18 protein-coding genes are annotated in these 17,517 nt (G+C 71.3%); 11 read left to right on the top strand and 7 right to left on the bottom strand.

Features of this window, described 5'->3' with window-relative positions:
- Positions 1 to 56: 56 nt before the first annotated feature.
- From DEI85_RS04225 to DEI85_RS04245, 5 genes are all read left to right on the top strand, one after another.
- The gene (locus DEI85_RS04225) at positions 57 to 605 is read left to right on the top strand and encodes a hypothetical protein (protein ID WP_111123368.1); all 549 of its coding nucleotides are present in this window, start codon (positions 57 to 59) and stop codon (positions 603 to 605) included.
- Positions 606 to 624: 19 nt separating this feature from the next.
- Positions 625 to 1,809 (top strand): PIG-L family deacetylase, encoded by a 1,185-nt coding sequence (locus tag DEI85_RS04230; RefSeq protein ID WP_111123367.1) that lies wholly within the window; start codon positions 625 to 627, stop codon positions 1,807 to 1,809.
- 35 nt (positions 1,810 to 1,844) lie between these two features.
- A complete protein-coding gene (gene fdxA, locus DEI85_RS04235) occupies positions 1,845 to 2,162 on the top strand; it encodes a ferredoxin (RefSeq protein ID WP_017887060.1) in 318 nt (105 codons plus the stop codon).
- A gap of 11 nt (positions 2,163 to 2,173) precedes the next feature.
- Positions 2,174 to 3,292, top strand: a complete 1,119-nt coding sequence (gene dapC / locus DEI85_RS04240) for a succinyldiaminopimelate transaminase (RefSeq protein WP_181420066.1) — start codon at positions 2,174 to 2,176, stop codon at positions 3,290 to 3,292.
- Positions 3,293 to 3,456: 164 nt separating this feature from the next.
- The gene (locus tag DEI85_RS04245) at positions 3,457 to 4,755 is read left to right on the top strand and encodes a citrate synthase (RefSeq protein ID WP_110860547.1); all 1,299 of its coding nucleotides are present in this window, start codon (positions 3,457 to 3,459) and stop codon (positions 4,753 to 4,755) included.
- Positions 4,756 to 5,223: 468 nt separating this feature from the next.
- Here the strand turns inward: DEI85_RS04245 and dapD are convergent, their stop codons facing one another.
- On the bottom strand, positions 5,224 to 6,189 hold the full coding sequence (gene dapD / locus DEI85_RS04250) for a 2,3,4,5-tetrahydropyridine-2,6-dicarboxylate N-succinyltransferase (RefSeq protein ID WP_111123366.1): 966 nt from the start codon (positions 6,187 to 6,189) through the stop codon (positions 5,224 to 5,226).
- Positions 6,190 to 6,341: 152 nt separating this feature from the next.
- Between dapD and dapE the strand changes: the two genes are divergently transcribed.
- The 4 genes from dapE (at position 6,342) to DEI85_RS04270 (ending at position 9,813) form a co-directional block, all read left to right on the top strand.
- The gene (dapE, locus tag DEI85_RS04255) at positions 6,342 to 7,424 is read left to right on the top strand and encodes a succinyl-diaminopimelate desuccinylase (RefSeq protein WP_027464567.1); all 1,083 of its coding nucleotides are present in this window, start codon (positions 6,342 to 6,344) and stop codon (positions 7,422 to 7,424) included.
- Positions 7,409 to 8,653: a hypothetical protein gene (locus tag DEI85_RS04260; protein ID WP_111123365.1), complete on the top strand. Its 1,245-nt coding sequence runs from the start codon at positions 7,409 to 7,411 to the stop codon at positions 8,651 to 8,653. The genes dapE and DEI85_RS04260 overlap by 16 nt, the downstream gene beginning before the upstream one ends.
- Before the next feature lie 147 nt (positions 8,654 to 8,800).
- On the top strand, positions 8,801 to 8,971 hold the full coding sequence (locus DEI85_RS04265; RefSeq protein ID WP_017887054.1) for a DUF3117 domain-containing protein: 171 nt from the start codon (positions 8,801 to 8,803) through the stop codon (positions 8,969 to 8,971).
- Positions 8,972 to 9,093: 122 nt separating this feature from the next.
- Positions 9,094 to 9,813: an AAA family ATPase gene (locus DEI85_RS04270; RefSeq protein ID WP_258369883.1), complete on the top strand. Its 720-nt coding sequence runs from the start codon at positions 9,094 to 9,096 to the stop codon at positions 9,811 to 9,813.
- A gap of 27 nt (positions 9,814 to 9,840) precedes the next feature.
- Here DEI85_RS04270 and DEI85_RS04275 read toward each other — a convergent pair whose 3' ends face one another.
- Complete coding sequence (locus DEI85_RS04275) at positions 9,841 to 10,473, bottom strand: O-methyltransferase (RefSeq protein ID WP_017887052.1); 633 nt, start codon at positions 10,471 to 10,473, stop codon at positions 9,841 to 9,843.
- Positions 10,474 to 10,537: 64 nt separating this feature from the next.
- On the opposite strand from DEI85_RS04275, the gene DEI85_RS04280 reads away from it, so the two are divergent.
- Positions 10,538 to 10,906, top strand: coding sequence for a twin-arginine translocase TatA/TatE family subunit (locus tag DEI85_RS04280; protein ID WP_027464570.1), 369 nt, complete (start codon positions 10,538 to 10,540; stop codon positions 10,904 to 10,906).
- Between the two features lie 170 nt (positions 10,907 to 11,076).
- Here DEI85_RS04280 and DEI85_RS04285 read toward each other — a convergent pair whose 3' ends face one another.
- From DEI85_RS04285 to DEI85_RS04305, 5 genes are all read right to left on the bottom strand, one after another.
- Positions 11,077 to 12,375, bottom strand: coding sequence for a carbohydrate-binding protein (locus DEI85_RS04285; RefSeq protein ID WP_220038930.1), 1,299 nt, complete (start codon positions 12,373 to 12,375; stop codon positions 11,077 to 11,079).
- Positions 12,376 to 12,537: 162 nt separating this feature from the next.
- Positions 12,538 to 13,386, bottom strand: a complete 849-nt coding sequence (locus tag DEI85_RS04290; protein WP_111123419.1) for a class I SAM-dependent methyltransferase — start codon at positions 13,384 to 13,386, stop codon at positions 12,538 to 12,540.
- Positions 13,387 to 13,396: 10 nt separating this feature from the next.
- Positions 13,397 to 14,557, bottom strand: coding sequence for a P-loop NTPase (locus DEI85_RS04295; protein ID WP_111123364.1), 1,161 nt, complete (start codon positions 14,555 to 14,557; stop codon positions 13,397 to 13,399).
- Complete coding sequence (locus DEI85_RS04300; protein WP_042539423.1) at positions 14,550 to 15,047, bottom strand: DUF1003 domain-containing protein; 498 nt, start codon at positions 15,045 to 15,047, stop codon at positions 14,550 to 14,552. The genes DEI85_RS04295 and DEI85_RS04300 overlap by 8 nt, the downstream gene beginning before the upstream one ends.
- Before the next feature lie 52 nt (positions 15,048 to 15,099).
- Positions 15,100 to 16,419 (bottom strand): magnesium transporter MgtE N-terminal domain-containing protein, encoded by a 1,320-nt coding sequence (locus tag DEI85_RS04305; protein WP_027464574.1) that lies wholly within the window; start codon positions 16,417 to 16,419, stop codon positions 15,100 to 15,102.
- 130 nt (positions 16,420 to 16,549) lie between these two features.
- Here DEI85_RS04305 and DEI85_RS04310 point away from each other — a divergent pair, with 130 nt between their 5' ends.
- The gene (locus DEI85_RS04310; RefSeq protein ID WP_111123363.1) at positions 16,550 to 17,461 is read left to right on the top strand and encodes a YflT domain-containing protein; all 912 of its coding nucleotides are present in this window, start codon (positions 16,550 to 16,552) and stop codon (positions 17,459 to 17,461) included.
- The last annotated feature ends 56 nt before the right edge of the window (positions 17,462 to 17,517 follow it).

Here is a 17,517-nt window from a genome sequence, read left to right on the forward strand (position 1 = left end):
GCGCGTTCACAGCCAACTCGCGCCGGGCCTCCCGGCTCGTCCGTTACGGTCGCGCCATGCGCTCCCTCCGTACCCCGCTGATCGCCGCGGTCGCTGCCGGCATCGCCCTGGCCGGACTCACCGGCTGCTCGACCCAGGCCGTGCAGCAGGCCACCGACCTCGGGTCCTCCGTCGCGTCGAACGTGGCCGACGGGGTCGCGGGCATCGACGGCAAGGCGATCCAGGACGGCATGTCCTCGGTCGCCGGTGGCATCGACGGCGCGCTCGACACGGCGCTCAAGGGCGCGGACGTGACCTCCGACGGCAAGGTGCCGGACGGGTTCCCGTCGGCCGACGTCCCGCTCGTCGACGGCACCGTGCTCGGCGGGGGAGCCGGACCGAACGGCTCGGGGTGGGTGGCGCAGGTCCGGGCGGCCTCGGTCGACGACTTCCAAGCCGCCGTGCAACAGCTCACCGAGGCCGGGTACACCGAGTCGGCGAAGCGTGTGGACTCGTCGAGCGCGTTCGGCATGTTCCGGAGCGACGCCCACCGCGTCGTCCTGACCTTCTCGGAGAGCAAGGACAGCGGCGGCGTCACGGCGACCTACATCGTCACGCCCCGCTAGTCCCGTACCCTGGGGGACGATGTCGAAGGCCCCCGCCACGCGCCCCGAGCGCGTCCTGATCGTGCACGCCCACCCCGACGACGAGACGCTCTCGTCGGGCGGGACCATCGCGACCCTGCTCGAGCGCGGCGCCGAGGTGACCGTGCTCACCGCGACCCGGGGTGAGCGCGGCGAGATGCTCACGGAGCAGTTGGCCCCGCTGGCGGGCGACCCCGCGCGGGTGGCACGGCACCGGGAGACCGAGATCGCCGCGGCCCTCGCCGCCCTCGGCGGTCCGCAGCACCTGTGGCTCGGCGGGCGTGGTGCCCGGCCGACCGACCTGCCGGAGCGTCGCTACGTCGACTCCGGCATGCAGTGGGGACCGGACGGGCGGGCCACCGCCGCGGACGACGCCCCGGCCGACTCGCTGACCGCGGCCGACCTGGGCGAAGTCGTGGACGACGTCCGCGCCGCGATCCGCTCCACCGGTGCCGACGCCGTGATCAGCTACGCCGACGACGGCGGCTACGGGCACCCCGACCACGTGCGCGTGCACCACGCGGCGCGGTACGCGGCCCGAGCCGAGGAAGTCCCGTTCTCGATGATCGTCGACCCCGCCGGCGGTCAGGCCGACGTCACGGTCGACGTCCTGCCGGTCCGGGCCAAGGTGCGTGCGGCGGTCGAGCAGTACCGCTCCCAGGTCGCCGTCGACCCCGTGGACCCCGCCGACCCCGCGGACCTGTCGTGGGTGATGCCGCACGGCGTCCGGCAGCACGCCCCGGCGGTCGAGGCGTTCCGGCACGACGCGGCCCCGCAGCCGGCGGCGCCGCAGAGCTACGCCGAGATGTCCGGTCAGGGCAAGGCCGCGGCGGTCGTCGTCTCGCTGCTGCTCGGGATGCTCGCCGGCGGCCTCGGGACGGTCACGCACCAGCAGACGATCGGCGCGTTCCCGGTCGGACTCGTCGTCACCACCCTCATCGTGCTCGGTCTGACCGTGGGCGTGCGGCTCGTCTACCGCTCGCGGGCGATGACGGCCGCGATCGGCATCGGGATCCTCGTCGCGACGCAGGTGCTCGTGTCGGTCGGCGGGGAGAGCTCGCCGCTCGTCCTCGCCAACGCGGCCGGGTACGTGTGGACCTTCGCCCCCGCGGTCATCGCCGCCCTGGTCCTCGCGTGGCCGGACCTGTCGGGGCTGCGGTCCCGGACGGCCCCGGGCCGCGAGTAGACTCGAACCCGCTCGTCGAAGGGAGCACCCGAACCGTGACCTACGTGATCGCCCAGCCCTGTGTCGACGTCAAGGACCGAGCCTGCATCGACGAATGCCCGGTCGACTGCATCTACGAGGGTGACCGCTCGCTCTACATCCACCCCGACGAGTGCGTCGACTGCGGTGCGTGTGAGCCGGTCTGCCCCGTCGAGGCCATCTACTACGAAGACGACCTGCCCGACCAGTGGGCCGACTACTACAAGGCCAACGTCGAGTTCTTCGACGAGGTCGGGTCGCCCGGTGGCGCCGCGAAGGTCGGCGTGATCCACAAGGACCACCCCGTCGTCGCGGCCGAGCCCGTCCGCGGCTGACCGGACCCCTCGTGGCGCTCGACCTCCCCGACTTCCCCTGGGACCAGCTCGTCCCGTTCAAGCAGCGCGCCGCGGCGTACGAGGGCGGCATCGTCGACCTCAGCGTCGGATCGCCCGTCGACCCCACGCCCGAGGTCGTCCGCACCGCCCTGGCCACCGCGACCGACGCGCACGCCTACCCGCAGGTCGCCGGCACCCCGGCGCTGCGGCAGGCCATCGCCGACTGGTACGGCCGCCGACACGGCGTCGCCCTGACCGAGGCGAACGCGCTGCCGACGATCGGCTCGAAGGAGTTCATCGCGGGCCTGGCGCTCTGGCTCGGCATCGGCCCCGGTGACACCGTGGTGTTCCCGGCCGCCGCGTACCCGACGTACGAGCTCGGCGCCGCACTGGTCCGGGCCGATGCCCTCGCCTCGGACGACCCCGCGGCGTGGCCGTCCACCACGAAGCTCGTGTGGCTGAACTCCCCGGGCAACCCGGACGGCCGCGTGCTGACGCTCGACGAACTCCGTGCCGCCGTGGTGCGCGCCCGCGAGCTCGGGGCCGTCATCGTCGGCGACGAGTGCTACGCCGAGCTCGGGTGGGACCCGGAGTACGCCACCACCCCGACGCCCACGATCCTGGACCCCCGGGTGGTCGGTGACTCGCTCGACGGCGTGCTGAGCGTGTACTCGCTGTCGAAGCAGTCGAACCTCGCCGGCTACCGTGCGGCCTTCGTCGCCGGTGACGCCGCGATCCTGGCCGACGTCCTGGCCGTCCGGAAGCACGCCGGGCTCATGCCGCCGCTGCCCGTGCAGCAGGCCATGGTCGTCGCGCTGCAGGACGAGAGCCACGTGCAGCAGCAGAAGGCCCGCTACCGGGCGCGCCGGAACATGCTCCGGGGAGCACTCGAGGACGCCGGGTTCCGGATCGACCACAGCGAGGCCGGGCTCTACCTCTGGGCCACCCGTGGCGAACCCGCACTCGACACCGTGGCCTGGCTCGCCGACCGCGGGATACTCGTCGCACCGGGCACGTTCTACGGCGCAGCAGGGGGCGAACACGTCCGCGTGGCCCTGACCGCGACCGACGAACGCATCGCCGCAGCGTCGCAGCGACTGGCGAGCAGCCGTCGCCTCGGCACCGCGTAGCACGGACACGAGTACTCCGGGTGGGACCCGCAATCCGTGGGAACCACCAAATCGTCACCTGGGATGTGTGCACGACCGACAGGTGCCGCGATTAGGCTGTCCTCGTGACTGACACTGCCAATGACGCTCAGAAGACGGCCACACCGCCCACCACGCCCGTCCCCGTGAGTCCCGCCGCCGAACAGCAGGGCGCGACCGCGACGCTGACGTTCCCGGGTGGCACGGCGGAGTTCCCGATCCTGCAGAGCGTCGACGGCGCGTCCGCGATCGACATCTCGACCTTCAAGAAGCAGACCGGGATGAACACGCTCGACTACGGGTTCGTGAACACCGGTGCGACGAAGAGCGCGATCACCTACATCGACGGCGACCAGGGCATCCTGCGCTACCGCGGGTACCCGATCGACCAGATCGCCGGCAACTGCACCTTCCTCGAGGTCGCGTGGCTCCTGATCTACGGCGAGCTGCCGACCCCCACCGAGCTCGAGCAGTTCGACGCCCGCATCCGTCGGCACACCCTGCTGCACGAAGACCTCCGCCGCCTGTTCGACGCCCTGCCACACTCGGCGCACCCGATGTCCGTGCTCTCGAGCGCCGTGAGCGCCCTGTCCACGTACTACGAGGACGACATGGACGTCGACGACCCCGAGAAGGTCGAGCTGCAGACCGTCCGGCTCCTCGCCAAGCTCCCGGTCATCGCGGCCTACGCCCACAAGAAGGCCATCGGGCAGGCGTTCCTGTACCCGGACAACTCGCTGTCCTTCGTCGACAACTTCCTGCGGCTGAACTTCGGCACCATGGCCGAGACCTACAAGCCCAACCCGGTGCTCTCGAAGGCGCTCGAGCGGCTCCTCATCCTGCACGAGGACCACGAGCAGAACGCCTCGACCTCGACGGTGCGCATGGTCGGCTCGACGAAGGCGAACATGTTCGCCTCGATCTCGGCCGGCATCAACGCCCTGTACGGCCCGCTGCACGGCGGTGCGAACGAGGCCGTGCTCGAGATGCTCCAGCAGATTAAGGACTCGGGCGAGCCCGTCACGCGCTTCGTCGAGCGGGTGAAGAACAAGGAGCAGGGCGTCAAGCTCATGGGCTTCGGACACCGCGTCTACAAGAACTACGACCCGCGCGCCAAGCTCGTCAAGGAGTCCGCGCACGAGGTCCTCGAGTCCCTCGGCGTGCAGGACGACCTGCTCGACATCGCGATGGAGCTCGAGCAGATCGCGCTCGAGGACGAGTACTTCGTCAGCCGCAAGCTCTACCCGAACGTCGACTTCTACACCGGCATCATCTACAAGGCGATGGGCTTCCCGCCGCGGATGTTCACCGTCCTGTTCGCCATCGGTCGTCTGCCGGGCTGGATCGCCCAGTGGCGCGAGCTGAACAACGACCCGCTGAACAAGATCGGTCGCCCCCAGCAGCTCTACGTGGGCGCGCCCGAGCGCGACGTCCCCACGCGCTGACCGACTCCGAGCGCCCCGCCCCACGGTTCCGTGGCGCGGGGCGCTCGTGCGTGTGCGCCGGTTGGTATTCCGCCCGCTTGCAGGGAGGCGGGACGCGCCACTCGCCTCCGCCGAGTGGTCGCGAACTGTCGTCCGGCGGGTGTCGAACCGACGGTTCGTGCGCCCACGCCGCCCGCGGGCGGCGTGTCGTGACCGCTCGCGGGGCGGGGTGGGGCACTGGACGCAACGGCCTGGAGGCCCGGTGGCGGTCTCGTGGACCGGCGCCGGGCCTCCCATGCGTGCGTCGGTCTGCGTGAGGCGGCGGGACGCGCCGCTCGCCTCCGCCGGGTGGTCGCGAACTGTCGTCCGGCGGGTGTCGAACCGACGGTTCATGCGCTCTCGGCGCCCGCGGGCGGCGTGTCGTGACCGCTCGCGGGGCGTGGCACTGAACGCAACGGTCTGGAGGCCCGGTGCGTCGGCCGCGGGACGCTACGCGTGCAGCGCGGTGTTCAGCTGGATGCCCTCGCCCTTGCGCTGCAGCGCCTCGACGGCGCCACTGACGCTGTTGCGGCGGAACAGGATGTTCGGGGTTCCGGAGAGCTCGGCGGCCTTGACGGTCTTCGGGGTGCCGTCGGCGTTCGGGGCCGCGCCGACCAGCACCACCTTCGTGCCTGCCGTGACGTAGAGACCGGCCTCGATGACGGAGTCGTCGCCGAGCGAGATGCCGAGGCCCGCGTTCGCGCCGAGCAGCGCGCGTTCGCCGAGCGAGACACGGTGCGTGCCACCGCCGGACAGGGTGCCCATGATCGAGGCGCCGCCGCCGATGTCGGTGCCGTTGCCGACGACGACGCCCTGCGAGACGCGGCCCTCGATCATGGCGTCGCCGAGGGTGCCGGCGTTGAAGTTCACGAAGCCCTCGTGCATGACGGTCGTGCCCGGCGCCAGGTGTGCGCCGAGGCGGACGCGGTTCGCGTCGCCGATCCGCACGCGGTCCGGCACGACGTAGTCGACCAGGCGCGGGAACTTGTCGATCGCGTGCACGGCGATGCCGGCGCGCTGCAGCGACGGGCGCAGGCGCGTCAGGGACTCGGGGTGCACCGGGCCGGCGTTCGTCCACGCGACGATCGGCAGGTGGCCGAAGACGCCGTCGAGGGAGACCTCGTTCGGGCGGACGTGCAGGTGGCTCAGCAGGTGCAGGCGGAGGTACGCGTCCGGGGTGCTCGTCGGGCCGGCGTCGATCGTGATCTCGGTGGTGACGGCCTCGATCCGGACCTCGCGGCGGGGGTCGTCACCGACGTGCGCCTGCAGCTCGGCGGGGAACACGGCGTCGGAGGGAAGCGCGCCGAGGTGCGTCTCGGGGTACCAGGCGTCGAGCGTCGTGCCGTCGGCGGCGATCGTCGCGAGGCCGTGGCCCCAGGCGTGGGTCGGGCGGTCGGTGGCAGTCGTGTCGGTCACGGCTCCAGGGTACCGAGCGCCGGTCGGCAGGCACCGTCCGTCCGGACTGCCGGGGCGGTTGGGTTGCCGTCCGTCCGGACTGCCGGGGCGGTTGGGTTGCCGACCGTCCGGACTGCCGGGGCGGTGCGAGGGGTGGCCGGTAGGCTGCCCGCATGCCGGAGCACCTCGACCTCACCGCCTCGTCCATCGACATCACCCGTGCCATCTGCGACATCGAGTCGGTGTCCGGTAACGAGCAGGCCCTCGCCGACGCGATCGAGGCCGTGCTCGCACCGCTTCCGCACCTCGAGGTGATCCGTGACGGCGACGCGATCGTGGCGCGGACGAACCTGGGCCGCGACCGCCGGGTCGTCATCGCCGGTCACATCGACACCGTCCCGCTCAACGACAACCTGCCGACCGAGTTCCGGACCGCCGAGGACGGCACCGAGATCCTCTGGGGCCGCGGCACCGTCGACATGAAGGCGGGCTGCGCGGTGCAGCTCAAGCTCGCGTACGACCTGGTCGACCCCTCGGTCGACGTCACGTGGGTCTGGTACGACCACGAAGAGGTGAGCGACGCCCTGAACGGCCTCGGCCGCCTGGCCCGGACGCGACCCGAACTCCTCGCCGCCGACTTCGCCATCCTGGGCGAGCCGTCCGGGGCGCAGATCGAGGGCGGGTGCAACGGCAACCTCCGCGCCGAGATCCGCACGTTCGGCAAGCGCTCGCACAGCGCCCGGAGCTGGATCGGCGACAACGCCATCCACAAGACCGCCCCGATCCTGGCCACCCTGGCCGCGTACGAGCCGCGCACCGTCACGGTCGACGGGCTCGAGTACCGCGAGGGCCTGAACGCGGTCGGCATCAGCGGCGGCATCGCGGGCAACATTATCCCGGACGAGGCGATGGTGCACGTGAACTACCGGTTCGCCCCCTCGCGCTCGGCCGACGAGGCCGTCGCCCACATCCGCGAGCTGTTCGACGGGTACGAGGTCACGATCGTCGACCTCGCCGCCGGTGCCCGCCCCGGTCTCGACGCCCCGCTCGCGCAGGACTTCGTCGCCGCCGTCGGTGGACCGGAGCCCCGTCCGAAGTACGGCTGGACCGACGTCGCACGCTTCTCGGCGCTCGGGGTCCCCGCGGTCAACTACGGCCCCGGCGAGCCGGTCTTCGCCCACCACGACGACGAGCAGGTGCCGGTCGCGCAGATCACCGCGGTCGAGGCCGGGCTGCGTCGGTGGCTGACGGCCTGACGACGGCGGGGGCCACCCGGAGGACCCCTGCTCGGAGCCGCTGGCGGGCCCGGTACCGGGTCGTCCCGTGGTGGGTGCGCGTCACGGTCGTCTACGTGCTGGCGCGGCTCGTCACCGGTGCCATGATGCTCGCGTTCGCGGGTGTGCAAGCGGCGAACTCGTTCACCGTGCAGAGCCCGGGCTACCTGTCGTTCGCGGCGATCTGGGACGGCGCCTGGTACCGCGTGATCGCCACCGGCGGGTACCCGTCGACGCTGCCGGTCGATGCCGCCGGGCACGTGACCGAGAACGCGTGGGCGTTCATGCCCGCGTACCCGTTCACGGTGCGGGCGCTCATGACGCTCACCGGAGCGTCGTTCGAGTTCGTGGCGGTCTCGGTGTCGTTGCTCGCCGGACTCGGGGCCGCGCTGGTGTTCCGCCGGCTCATGGGCCGGTTCCTCGACCCCGCACGGGCGACGTTCGCCACGGTGCTGTTCTGCGTCGCACCGGTGTCGGCGATGTTCCAGGTGGCCTACGCGGAGGCGATGGGGCTGTTCCTGCTGCTCGTCGCGCTGCTGCTCATGGTGGACCGGCGGTGGTGGGCGATGCTGCCCGTCGTGCTGCTGCTCGGCATGACGCGGCCGACGGGGCTCGCCTTCGCGTTCCTGGTGGTGCTCTTCGTGGCCGCGTGGGCGATCCGCCCGGCGTGGGTGCGCTCGTCGGAACCGCTGAGCCTCCGCCGGCTCGTACCGCCCGCGGTGGTCGCCACGGTGTCGGGCCTGGTCGGTCTGGCCTGGCCGGCGATCGCGTGGGCGGTCACCGGGGTGCCGAAGGCCTACACCGACACCGAGCTCGCCTGGCGGTCGTCGTACATCGGGTGGAAGGAACTCGTGCCGTTCGCGCCGTGGGTGCAGGGGTTCGGGTGGTGGTTCGGGCAGCCGGCCGGAACGGTGCTGCTCGTCGTCGTGCTCGCCGGGTTCGCCGCGTTCGTGTGCATGCCCGCCGCACGCTCGATCGGCATCGAGCTCCGACTCTGGGGCGTGGCGTACCTCGTGTACCTGCTCGCGGTGTTCTTCCCGCAGTCGAGCACGTGGCGCATCCTCGTGCCGATCGCGCCGTTGCTCGGTATCGTCGCGCTGCCACGGTCGCGGGTGTACCGCGTGGTCGTCGTCGTCGCGTTCGTCGGGCTGCAGTGGGTCTGGCTGTACTCCACGTGGTGGATCGACGGCTACGACTGGACCCCGCCGTGATCGATGCGGGGCGCCGGAGGCCCGTGGATCCGCGTTCTGCGGAGCATCCGGACGGCACATCCGACACCCCCAACCTGGGCGGTTTCGCAGTTGCCCCCTCCGTACGGGATAATGGAGCTGCATTTACTGCACGAAAGGGGACATCTGATGGCAGCCATGAAGCCGAGGACCGGTGACGGGCCGATGGAGGCTGTTAAGGAGGGTCGACTCATCATCGTGCGGGTTCCGCTCGAAGGTGGAGGCCGCCTGGTCGTCTCGGTCAACGATGCCGAGGCCAAGGAACTCCACGACGCACTCGCTGAGGTCGTCTCGGCCTAGTACGTCGAAGCACCAGAACGGAAGGCCCGGAGCGTGTACGCTCCGGGCCTTCCGTCTGTCCGCTGCCGACCCCGCGACGGGGCATCCGCGGCCCTGTCGGTGGGCTCCGGCAGGATGGGGCCGTGCCGAGGACGAGACTGCCGATCCGCCGTGTCGAGGAGTACGCGCCCGACCCGATGCGGCGCGACGTCTGGCCGGCCACGCTCGCGCCCGTGCGGCAGTTGCTCGACGACGGGCTCGACCTCGCTCCGGTGACGGTGCTGGTCGGTGAGAACGGTGCCGGCAAGTCCACCCTGGTCGAGGCCATGGCGCTCGCCTTCGGCATGGGGCCGGAGGGTGGCTCGACGAAGTCCGGGCACAGCACCCGCCCGAGCGAATCGCAGCTCTGGGAGCACATCGCCCTGCACCGGGAGCCCGGCGCGGTGCGGTCCGGTTTCTTCCTGCGCGCGGAGACCATGCACGGGGTCTTCACCTACCTCGAACAGCACCCCGGGGGAGCCGAGCCGCTGTTCCATGAGCGGAGCCACGGTGAGTCGTTCCTCGACTTCGTGATCCACCGGTCGCAGTGGCCCGGGCTCTGGATCCTCGACGAGCCGGAGTCCGCCCTGTCGTTCTCGGGGTGCCTGGCGCTGATCGGGCTCCTGCAGTCCATCGTCGAGACGGGTGTCGGCCAGGTCGTGCTCTCGACCCACTCACCCGTGCTCGCCGCGTTCCCCGGGGCCGAGATCCACGAGGTCGGCGAGTGGGGCCTGCGGCGCACAGAATGGCGCGACCTCGACCTGGTGCGGAACGAGCGTGCGTTCCTCGAGTCGCCCGAGCGGTACCTGCGGCACCTGGACTGACCTGCGCGTACGCCGGCGAATCGAGCGCTAGTTGGTGACCTTCGTCAACTGCAGCAGTCCGTCACCGGCGGGCGACAGCGCGCTGCGCACCGCACCCGAGGTCGACACCTCGGTCAGGAGCAGCCGGAAGTCCGTGGTGGCGCGGTCGCGCTTCACCGGGTCGGCGACGCGTCCGCGCCAGAGGGCGTGCGGCACCAGGACGGTGCCACCCAGACGGGCGAGCCGCAGCCCGTGCTCGACGTACTCGATCACGTGCTCGGGGTCGGCGTCGACGAGCACGACGTCGTACGAGGCCTCGTTCATGCGGGGGAGCACCTGGTTCGCCCGACCGGGGATGAGCCGGATCCGTGCGGGAGCGGTGCCGGCGCTGATGTACGCGTCGCGGGCGAACTGCTGGTGGTCGACCTCGACGTCGATCGTCGTCAGGGTCGCGTTCGGGGCGCCGGCGAGCAGGTACAGGCCGGAGACCCCGAGACCGGTGCCGATCTCGATGATGCTCGTGGCTCGCGAGGCTGCGGCGATGACCCCGATCTGCGCACCGATCGCGGGCGAGATCGCTTCGACCCCGAGTTCCAGGGAGTGCTCACGAGCACGGGCGATCGCCTCGGTCTCCGAGACGATGTCCTCGGCGAACTTCCAGTTCGACTCTTTCTCTGACACGCACACTCCGTTCGGGAGACAACTCTAGAGGTGCAACGCAGCAGCACGCGTTAGGCTCGCTCGCGTGGACATCCCGCTCGACAAGATCCTGATCATCGGGGTCATCGGCGTCCTCTTGCTCGGGCCGCAGCGCCTGCCGATGTACGCCCAGAAGCTGGCCGAGTTCGTCAAGGCCGTCCGTCGGTTCGCCGACACCGCGAAGGAGCGGATGCGCGACGAGATGGGCCCCGAGTTCGATGACATCGAGTGGCAGAAGCTCGACCCGCGCCAGTACGACCCGCGCCGCATCATCCGAGACGCCCTGCTCGACTCCGGCACAAGTGCCGCAGCCGTCCAGACCGCGCAGGTGACGGCCTCGAAGGTGCGCGCAACGGCTCCCGTCGTGCCCCTGGCCGCCGGTGAACCGGCACCCTTCGACGCCGAAGCGACCTGACGCCCGTCACGTCCCCACGCGACGGACTGGAGGCCCGGTGCCAGCTGGCACCGGGCCTCCAGTCCGTCGTGGGGTCGCGTGGCGATCCCGATGGCGAGTGGAATCGGGCGTACCTGGTCGGAAGGAACGACGAGGTACGCCCGATCCGACCAGGTACGCCGGGCTCTGCCTTACTTCAGGGCCGCCAGGAAGCGGTCCGTCCAGGCGAGCGGCGCAGACCCGGCCACGGAGTTGCAGGTCGGCGATGCGGTGCTCTGCGCCGTCGGGCAGGGGGTGTCCCGGTCGAGCGACCAGGTGTGCACCCCGGCGAGCCCATGTGACTTGGCGTACGCGGCGACGGTGTCGGCGTCCGCGAGGGTGAAGACCTCGTCGGTGGTGTCGTTGACGCCGATCATCGGGGTGACCTCGATCTTCGACGAGGCGATCCCGTAGGTGTGCTGCAGGTTCGTCACCGCCTGGATCGTGGACTGCCCCATCTGACACGTCGACCCGACGATGACGCAGTTGGCCGTGGCAGCGCGTCCGAAGTCCATCGTCATGAGGTTGATCGTGTAGTTCGACAGGGTCGACGCCTTGATCGCCTTGACGGTGGCGTCGCCGGTGCTGTTCAGCCCGCCGAACGAACCGTCGGACGCGGCCAGGGTTGCGAGCGTGAAGGAGAAGCGCAGGCCCGGGTACTTCGACTGCGCCAGGGCCGCAGCGCTCACCAGGTTCTGCACGTCCGCCGCGGACTGCCCGCTCTCGATGTCGAAGTCGACGCCGATCATGTGCGGGGAGGCGTAGCGGGCGATGAAGGACTGCAGCGCGGCGCCGGAGCACTTGAACGAGCCTGCGGCGCCACCGGTGCTGACGATGTAGTTCACCCCGGCCGCGTCGAGCTTCGCGATGTTGGCGCTGGCGAACGCGTCGGCAGCGACTCCGCCCCAGTTCTCGCTGCCGCAGGTGCCGGTCGCGAAGGCGAGCGTGATGGCCTTGAGGCCCGGTTCCCGCGTCGACACCAGGCTGTTGCTCGACCCGACGACCGGGATCCGGGTGCCGGTGACCGCGGTGTTCATGACGTTCGTGTTCCAGTCGAGGTTCACGGTGATGTCCTTGTACGGGCTGAACACCAGGCCGCTCGCGGTGCCGGTGCTGCCGTTGCCGGGCGTGGTGGTCCCGCCACCGCCCGGGGTCGTGGTCCCGCCGCCGGTGCTGCCGCCGGTGCAGGCGCCGGCCGACGTCCACGGCTGACCGCTGCCGGTCGCCCCGGAGTGGGTCGCGGGCTCGTCGCCCTGTGTCCACCAGTTCGCGGTGTAGTTCGAGCCGTTCTCGCTCACGGTTGCTCCGCCGTTGTAGGCGGTGCCGGCGCTCCAGGCGGTCGCGCAGGTCGTCGCGGCGAGGGCGGGTGCCGCAGCGAGCGAGCCCCCTGCGACGATGACGGCGGCGATGGCGGCCACGAGGCCCGATCGCACGCGGGTGTTCTGGTTCACACGGTTCTCCTGTCCTCGGTCGGACGTCGTCGTCCGGCGGGTGGAGCCCTCACGAGACATTCCGCAAGGGCATTGTGTAATGCCCTTGCATAATGCGCCGTGGTAGAACGACCTGTCCATGAACGAACGCACAGGATGCGTCGAACGGACCAGGGGTCGAGATCAGTCTCGCGTCGCGATGATCGTGTACGTGGTCGGGATGCGGTCACGGTCGTGCTCCGGCCAGGCCCACGAGCCGGTGCCGGTCTCGACCATGCGGGGGCTGAACCGCCACGGCAGGGTCCGGCCCTCGTCGAGCCGTCGGAGCCGCAGTCCGGCGCCGAGCAGGGCGTTCACGATCTCGGACAGCGGATGCGGCCACTCGAAGGTGCGGGTGTTCGCCACCGTGCCGTCGCCGGCGTAGGTACCGGCGTCGTCCCACTGCTGGGCCGTGCCGTCCGGGAAGTACCGGTACCGGGTGACGAGCTCGTCGGCCTCCTCGTCGAGGGCGTACATCGCCGGGTGGCCGTCGCGGATGAAGAACACGCCGCCGGGGCGCAGCAGGCCGGCGACCTGCGCAGCCCAGCGGTCGAGGTCGGGGAGCCAGCAGATGGTGCCGATGCTCGTGTACACGACGTCGAAGTCACCGGTGACGGCGGCCCGGGCATCGAGGACGTCGGTCTCGACCCAGGTGACGTCGAGGCCGAGCCGTGATGCGAGTCCGGCGGCCGAGGCGAGGGCGGCGGGGGAGAAGTCGACGCCGGTCAGTCGGGCGCCCTCGCGGGCGAGCGACACCGTGTCGGTGCCGATGTGGCACTGCAGGTGGCAGACGTCGAGGCCCGCGAGCGAGCCGTTCGGTAACCAGGGCGTCAGGGCCGGCAGGTCTTCGCGGACGACGTCGGAGCGGTGGCCGGGGTCGGACAGGGCATCGATCGCGTAGGCGCCCTCGTGGATCGGCACCCGGTCGTCCCAGTTCGCGCGGTTGGTGGCGCGTGCCTGGTCCCAGTCGACATCGACGTGATCGGTGCTCATGACCACGAGCCTAGGACAGCGACAACCCGAGCTTCCGGCCGGCGAGCCCGCGTCCCATCGTGGTGATCCGGTCGGCGATCGCCGTCAGGGCAACGGCGGACGGGTCCTCCGGGGCGCCGAGCACCACCGGGACGCCTGCGTCGCCGCCCTCGCGCAGCGGCACGGACAGCGGCACGCTGCCGAGCACCGGAACGGGGGTGTCCTGCCCGCGGGAGAGTCGTGCGGCGGTCTCGGCGCCACCGCCCTCGCCGAACAGGTGCAGGACCGAGCCGTCGGGCTGCACGAGCCCGGCCATGTTCTCGATCACGCCGATGACCCGCTGCCCGGTCTGCCGAGCGACGATCCCGCTGCGCTCGGCGACGTCGGCGGCGGCGGCCTGCGGGGTCGTCACGACCAGGACCTCGGCGTGCGGCAGCAGCTGCCCCACCGAGATCGCGACGTCGCCGGTGCCCGGAGGCAGGTCGAGCAGCAGGACGTCGAGGTCACCGAACCACACATCGGTCAGGAACTGGTTCACGGTGCGGTGCAGCATCGGTCCGCGCCACGACACCGCGGTCGAGACGTCGTCGACGAACATGCCGATCGAGACGACCTTCACGTCGTGCGCCACCGGCGGCAGGATCATGCTGTCCACCCGCGTCGGGCGGGGTGCGACCCCGTGCTCGTCGGTCAGGCCCATCAGGCCGGGGACGCTGAAGCCGTGCACGTCGACGTCGACGACCCCGACCCGCAAGCCCCGGTGGGCGAGCGCGACGGCGAGGTTCACGGTGACGGTGGACTTGCCGACGCCGCCCTTGCCGCTCGTGACGGCGATGACGCGGGTGAGCGAGTCCGCGGTGAACTGGACGCCCTTCGGCCGACCGGCTCGCAGCCGCTCGGTCAGCGCGGCGCGTGTGGCCGGGGCCATCACGGACACGTCGACATCGACTGCCGCGACCCCCGGGACGGACCCGGCGGCGACGCGGACGTCGCGCTCGATGGTGTCGGCGGCGGGGCACCCCACGATCGTGAGCTGCAGGTCGACGCGCACCGTGCCTCCTGGCTGCACGTCGACACCGCGGATCATGTCGAGCTCCGTGACGGGGCGGCGGATCTCGGGGTCGATGACGCGGCCGAGCGCGGCGAGGACCGCCGTGCCGAGCTGTTCGTCGGTGGGGGCGGCGTCAGCCACGGGTGGAGCTGTCGTGTTCGTCCGCGTAGCCGGCCTCGTCGGCGTCGCGGCGGTCGAGTTCCTCGAGCAGGGAGCGGAGCTCGGCGCGGATGAAGTCCTTCGACGCCATGTCCCGCATCGCCAGGCGCAGGGCCACGACCTCGCGGGCCAGGTACTCGGTGTCGGCCAGGTTGCGTTCTGCGCGCTGGCGGTCCTGCTCGAACTGCACGCGGTCGCGGTCGTCTTGCCGGTTCTGCGCGAGCAGGATCAGCGGGGCGGCGTACGAGGCCTGCAGCGAGAGCACGAGCGTCAGAGCCGTGAAGCCGATGGCCGCCGAGTCGAACTGCCACGGCTTCGGCGCCAGGGTGTTGTAGCCCATCCAGACCACGCAGAACAGCGTGAGCCCGATGAGGAACCAGGGCGTGCCCATGCCGCGGGCGATGCCCTCGGTCGCGCGACCGAAGGTGTCCCCGCGACCACGGCGGCGGCTGGGGAGCACACGCGTGCGCATGCCCTTCGGGGAGTCGAGCCGGACCTCTTGCCGGTCACGGTCGCGACGGTTGTCATCCGTTCGGGCCACGGGTGGTCCTCCTTCCCGTCGTCACGGGTGTCCTGCGCGGGCGTTGGCGTGGAAGCGGTGAGGGTTCCCCCTCGCCCTGACTTCGCCAGTCGTCCGGCAGGACGTGGTCGAGGACATCGTCGATCGTCACCACCCCGACGAGACGGTGGGCGTCGTCGACCACGGGGACGGACAGCAGGTTGTAGGTCGCCATGATGCGGGTGACCTCGGCGGCGCTTGCGTCGACCCGGACCGGTTCGGTCTGCTGGTCGATGAGCGTGCCGAGCCGCTCGTTCGGCGGGTAGCGGAGCATCCGCTGGAAGTGCACGAGCCCGAGGAACCGACCGGTCGGCGGCTCGTACGGCGGCAGGGTGACGCAGACGGCGGCGCCGAGCACCGGCGCGAGCTCGTGGCGGCGGACCAGCGCGAGGCCCTCGGCCACGGTGGCGTCGGCCGAGACGATCACCGGTTCGGTGGTCATCAGACCACCGGCGGTGTCCGGCTCGTACTCCAGGAGCATGCGGACGTCCTGTGCCTCCTCCGGCTCCATGAGCTGCAGGAGGGCTTCGCTCCGCTCGTCGGAGAACTGGGCGAGGACGTCGGCCGCGTCGTCCGGCTGCATCTGGTCGAGGACGTCGGCGGCACGGGCGTCCACCAGCCGGGTGAGGATCTCGATGCGCTCCTGGTCGGGCATCTCCTCGAGCACGTCGGCGAGGCGGTCGTCGGGAAGTTCCTCGGCGACCTCGAACCGGCGCTCGGCGGGCAGGTCGAGCAGCGTCGACGCCAGGTCGGCCGGCAGCAGGTCGGAGTAGGCGGCGATCACGTGCTCGGCGGACTGGGCCTCGCCGGGGAGCTCGTCCTCGGTGACCTCGTTCCACGTCGCGAACGTCGTGGGGCCCTTGCCGAACGGCGACGGCGTGGTCTTCGGCTTGCGGAGGAAGAGCTGCGCAACCTCCCAGTCGCCCTGCCCGCGGTCCTCGATCGCGACGTCCTCGATCGTGGCGCGGATCCGCTGGTTCTTGATGAGCACCTTGCGGCCGAGCATCTCGGCGATGACGCGGACCTCGCCGCCGCGCTGCTCGAAGCGGCGCATGTTGACCAGACCGGTCGTGATGACCTGCCCGGCACCGATGGAGGTGATGCGGCCGATGCTCACGAAGATGCGGCGCTTGCCGGGCACCTCGACGATGAGCCCGACGACGTGCGGGGGATCGGCCCGGCGGTAGACGACCAGGACGTCCCGGACCCTGCCGACGCGGTCGCCCGCGGGGTCGAAGACGGAGCACCCGGCGAGGCGGGCGACGAAGACCTTCGTGGCGCTCACCCGACCCAGCGTAGTCGCTCGGGTGTGGGCGTTTCGCTCGCGCGGTCAACGGCGCCGTCGGCGCCGACCGGTCGGCGGCTTCCCTGAGAGTGCACGTGCGATTGCAAGGTGTGCGGTGAATGATGGCTGTGTGAGCAATCAGAGCCCCTTCGCCGGCAGGACCGCCCAGGCGTTCCCGACGCTGCCCAAGGGCGACGTCCTGGGAACGTACGACAGCTACCCCGACGCGCAGCGCGTGGTGGCGAAGTTGGCCGAGGCCGACTTCCCCGTCAACCAGCTCTCGATCGTCGGCAACGACCTGAAGACGGTCGAACGGGTCACCGGCAAGATGACCTACGGCCGTGCCGCCATCGCCGGCGCGCTGTCCGGGCTGTGGCTCGGCATCTTCTTCGGCATCGTGCTCACGCTGTTCTCGCCGAGCGCCGGCGGCCTGATCCTGGCCGCCGCGATCATCGGTGCCGCGTTCGGCATGCTCTACGGCATCGTCTCGTTCGCGATCACGAAGCGGCAGCGCGACTTCACGAGCGTGCACCAGGTGCTCGCCACGAACTACCAGATCGTCGTCAACCCGCAGCTGACCGGGCAGGCGCAGCGGATCCTCGGCGAGCACGGGGCGACCCCGTCCACGCACTGGAACGACGCTCCTCAGCAGCAGCAGCAGCAGCAGCAGCAGCAGCAGCAGCAGCAGCAGCCGTGGCGTCCGGGCCCCGGTGGGGTCCCGCCGCAGCAGCAGTCGCCGTACGGCGGACACGCCACGCCGCACCAGCAGCCGGGAGGCCCGCAGAACCCCGGCACGTCGGCCCCCGGCGCGCAGACCGGTGCGCCTTCGGGCCCGCCGCGCTACGGCACGAACGACGGACCCCGGTACGGGGAGACCCCGGAGACGGCTGCCGCCCCCGCGGCCTCGCCGGTGCCGGAGCGCCGGCCCGAGGAGCCGCCGCGCTACGGTGAGCGGGTCGCCGGTGCCACGCCGCCGGAGCCCTCGTCCTCGCCGGACCCACAGCGCGACGGTGACGGGGACGGGGTCAGCGACCGCCGCTAGCGGCGCTTCGGCTGGCGCGATCGGGCTTCGACGGGAGTGCTCCGTGGTCGGGGACC

It is taken from the genome of Curtobacterium sp. MCBD17_026 (assembly GCF_003234895.2).
Classification (GTDB): Bacteria; Actinomycetota; Actinomycetes; order Actinomycetales; family Microbacteriaceae; genus Curtobacterium; species Curtobacterium flaccumfaciens.

Excerpts from the sequence above, each read along its gene's own strand:
- DEI85_RS04225 (WP_111123368.1), top strand. The coding sequence starts at position 57 with ATGCGCTCCCTCCGTACCCCGCTGATCGCCGCGGTCGCTGCCGGCATC.
- dapE (WP_027464567.1), top strand. The coding sequence starts at position 6,342 with ATGCCGGAGCACCTCGACCTCACCGCCTCGTCCATCGACATCACCCGT.
- DEI85_RS04290 (WP_111123419.1), bottom strand. The coding sequence starts at position 13,386 with ATGAGCACCGATCACGTCGATGTCGACTGGGACCAGGCACGCGCCACC.
- DEI85_RS04230 (WP_111123367.1), top strand. The coding sequence starts at position 625 with ATGTCGAAGGCCCCCGCCACGCGCCCCGAGCGCGTCCTGATCGTGCAC.
- DEI85_RS04265 (WP_017887054.1), top strand. The coding sequence starts at position 8,801 with ATGGCAGCCATGAAGCCGAGGACCGGTGACGGGCCGATGGAGGCTGTT.
- DEI85_RS04300 (WP_042539423.1), bottom strand. The coding sequence starts at position 15,047 with ATGCGCACGCGTGTGCTCCCCAGCCGCCGCCGTGGTCGCGGGGACACC.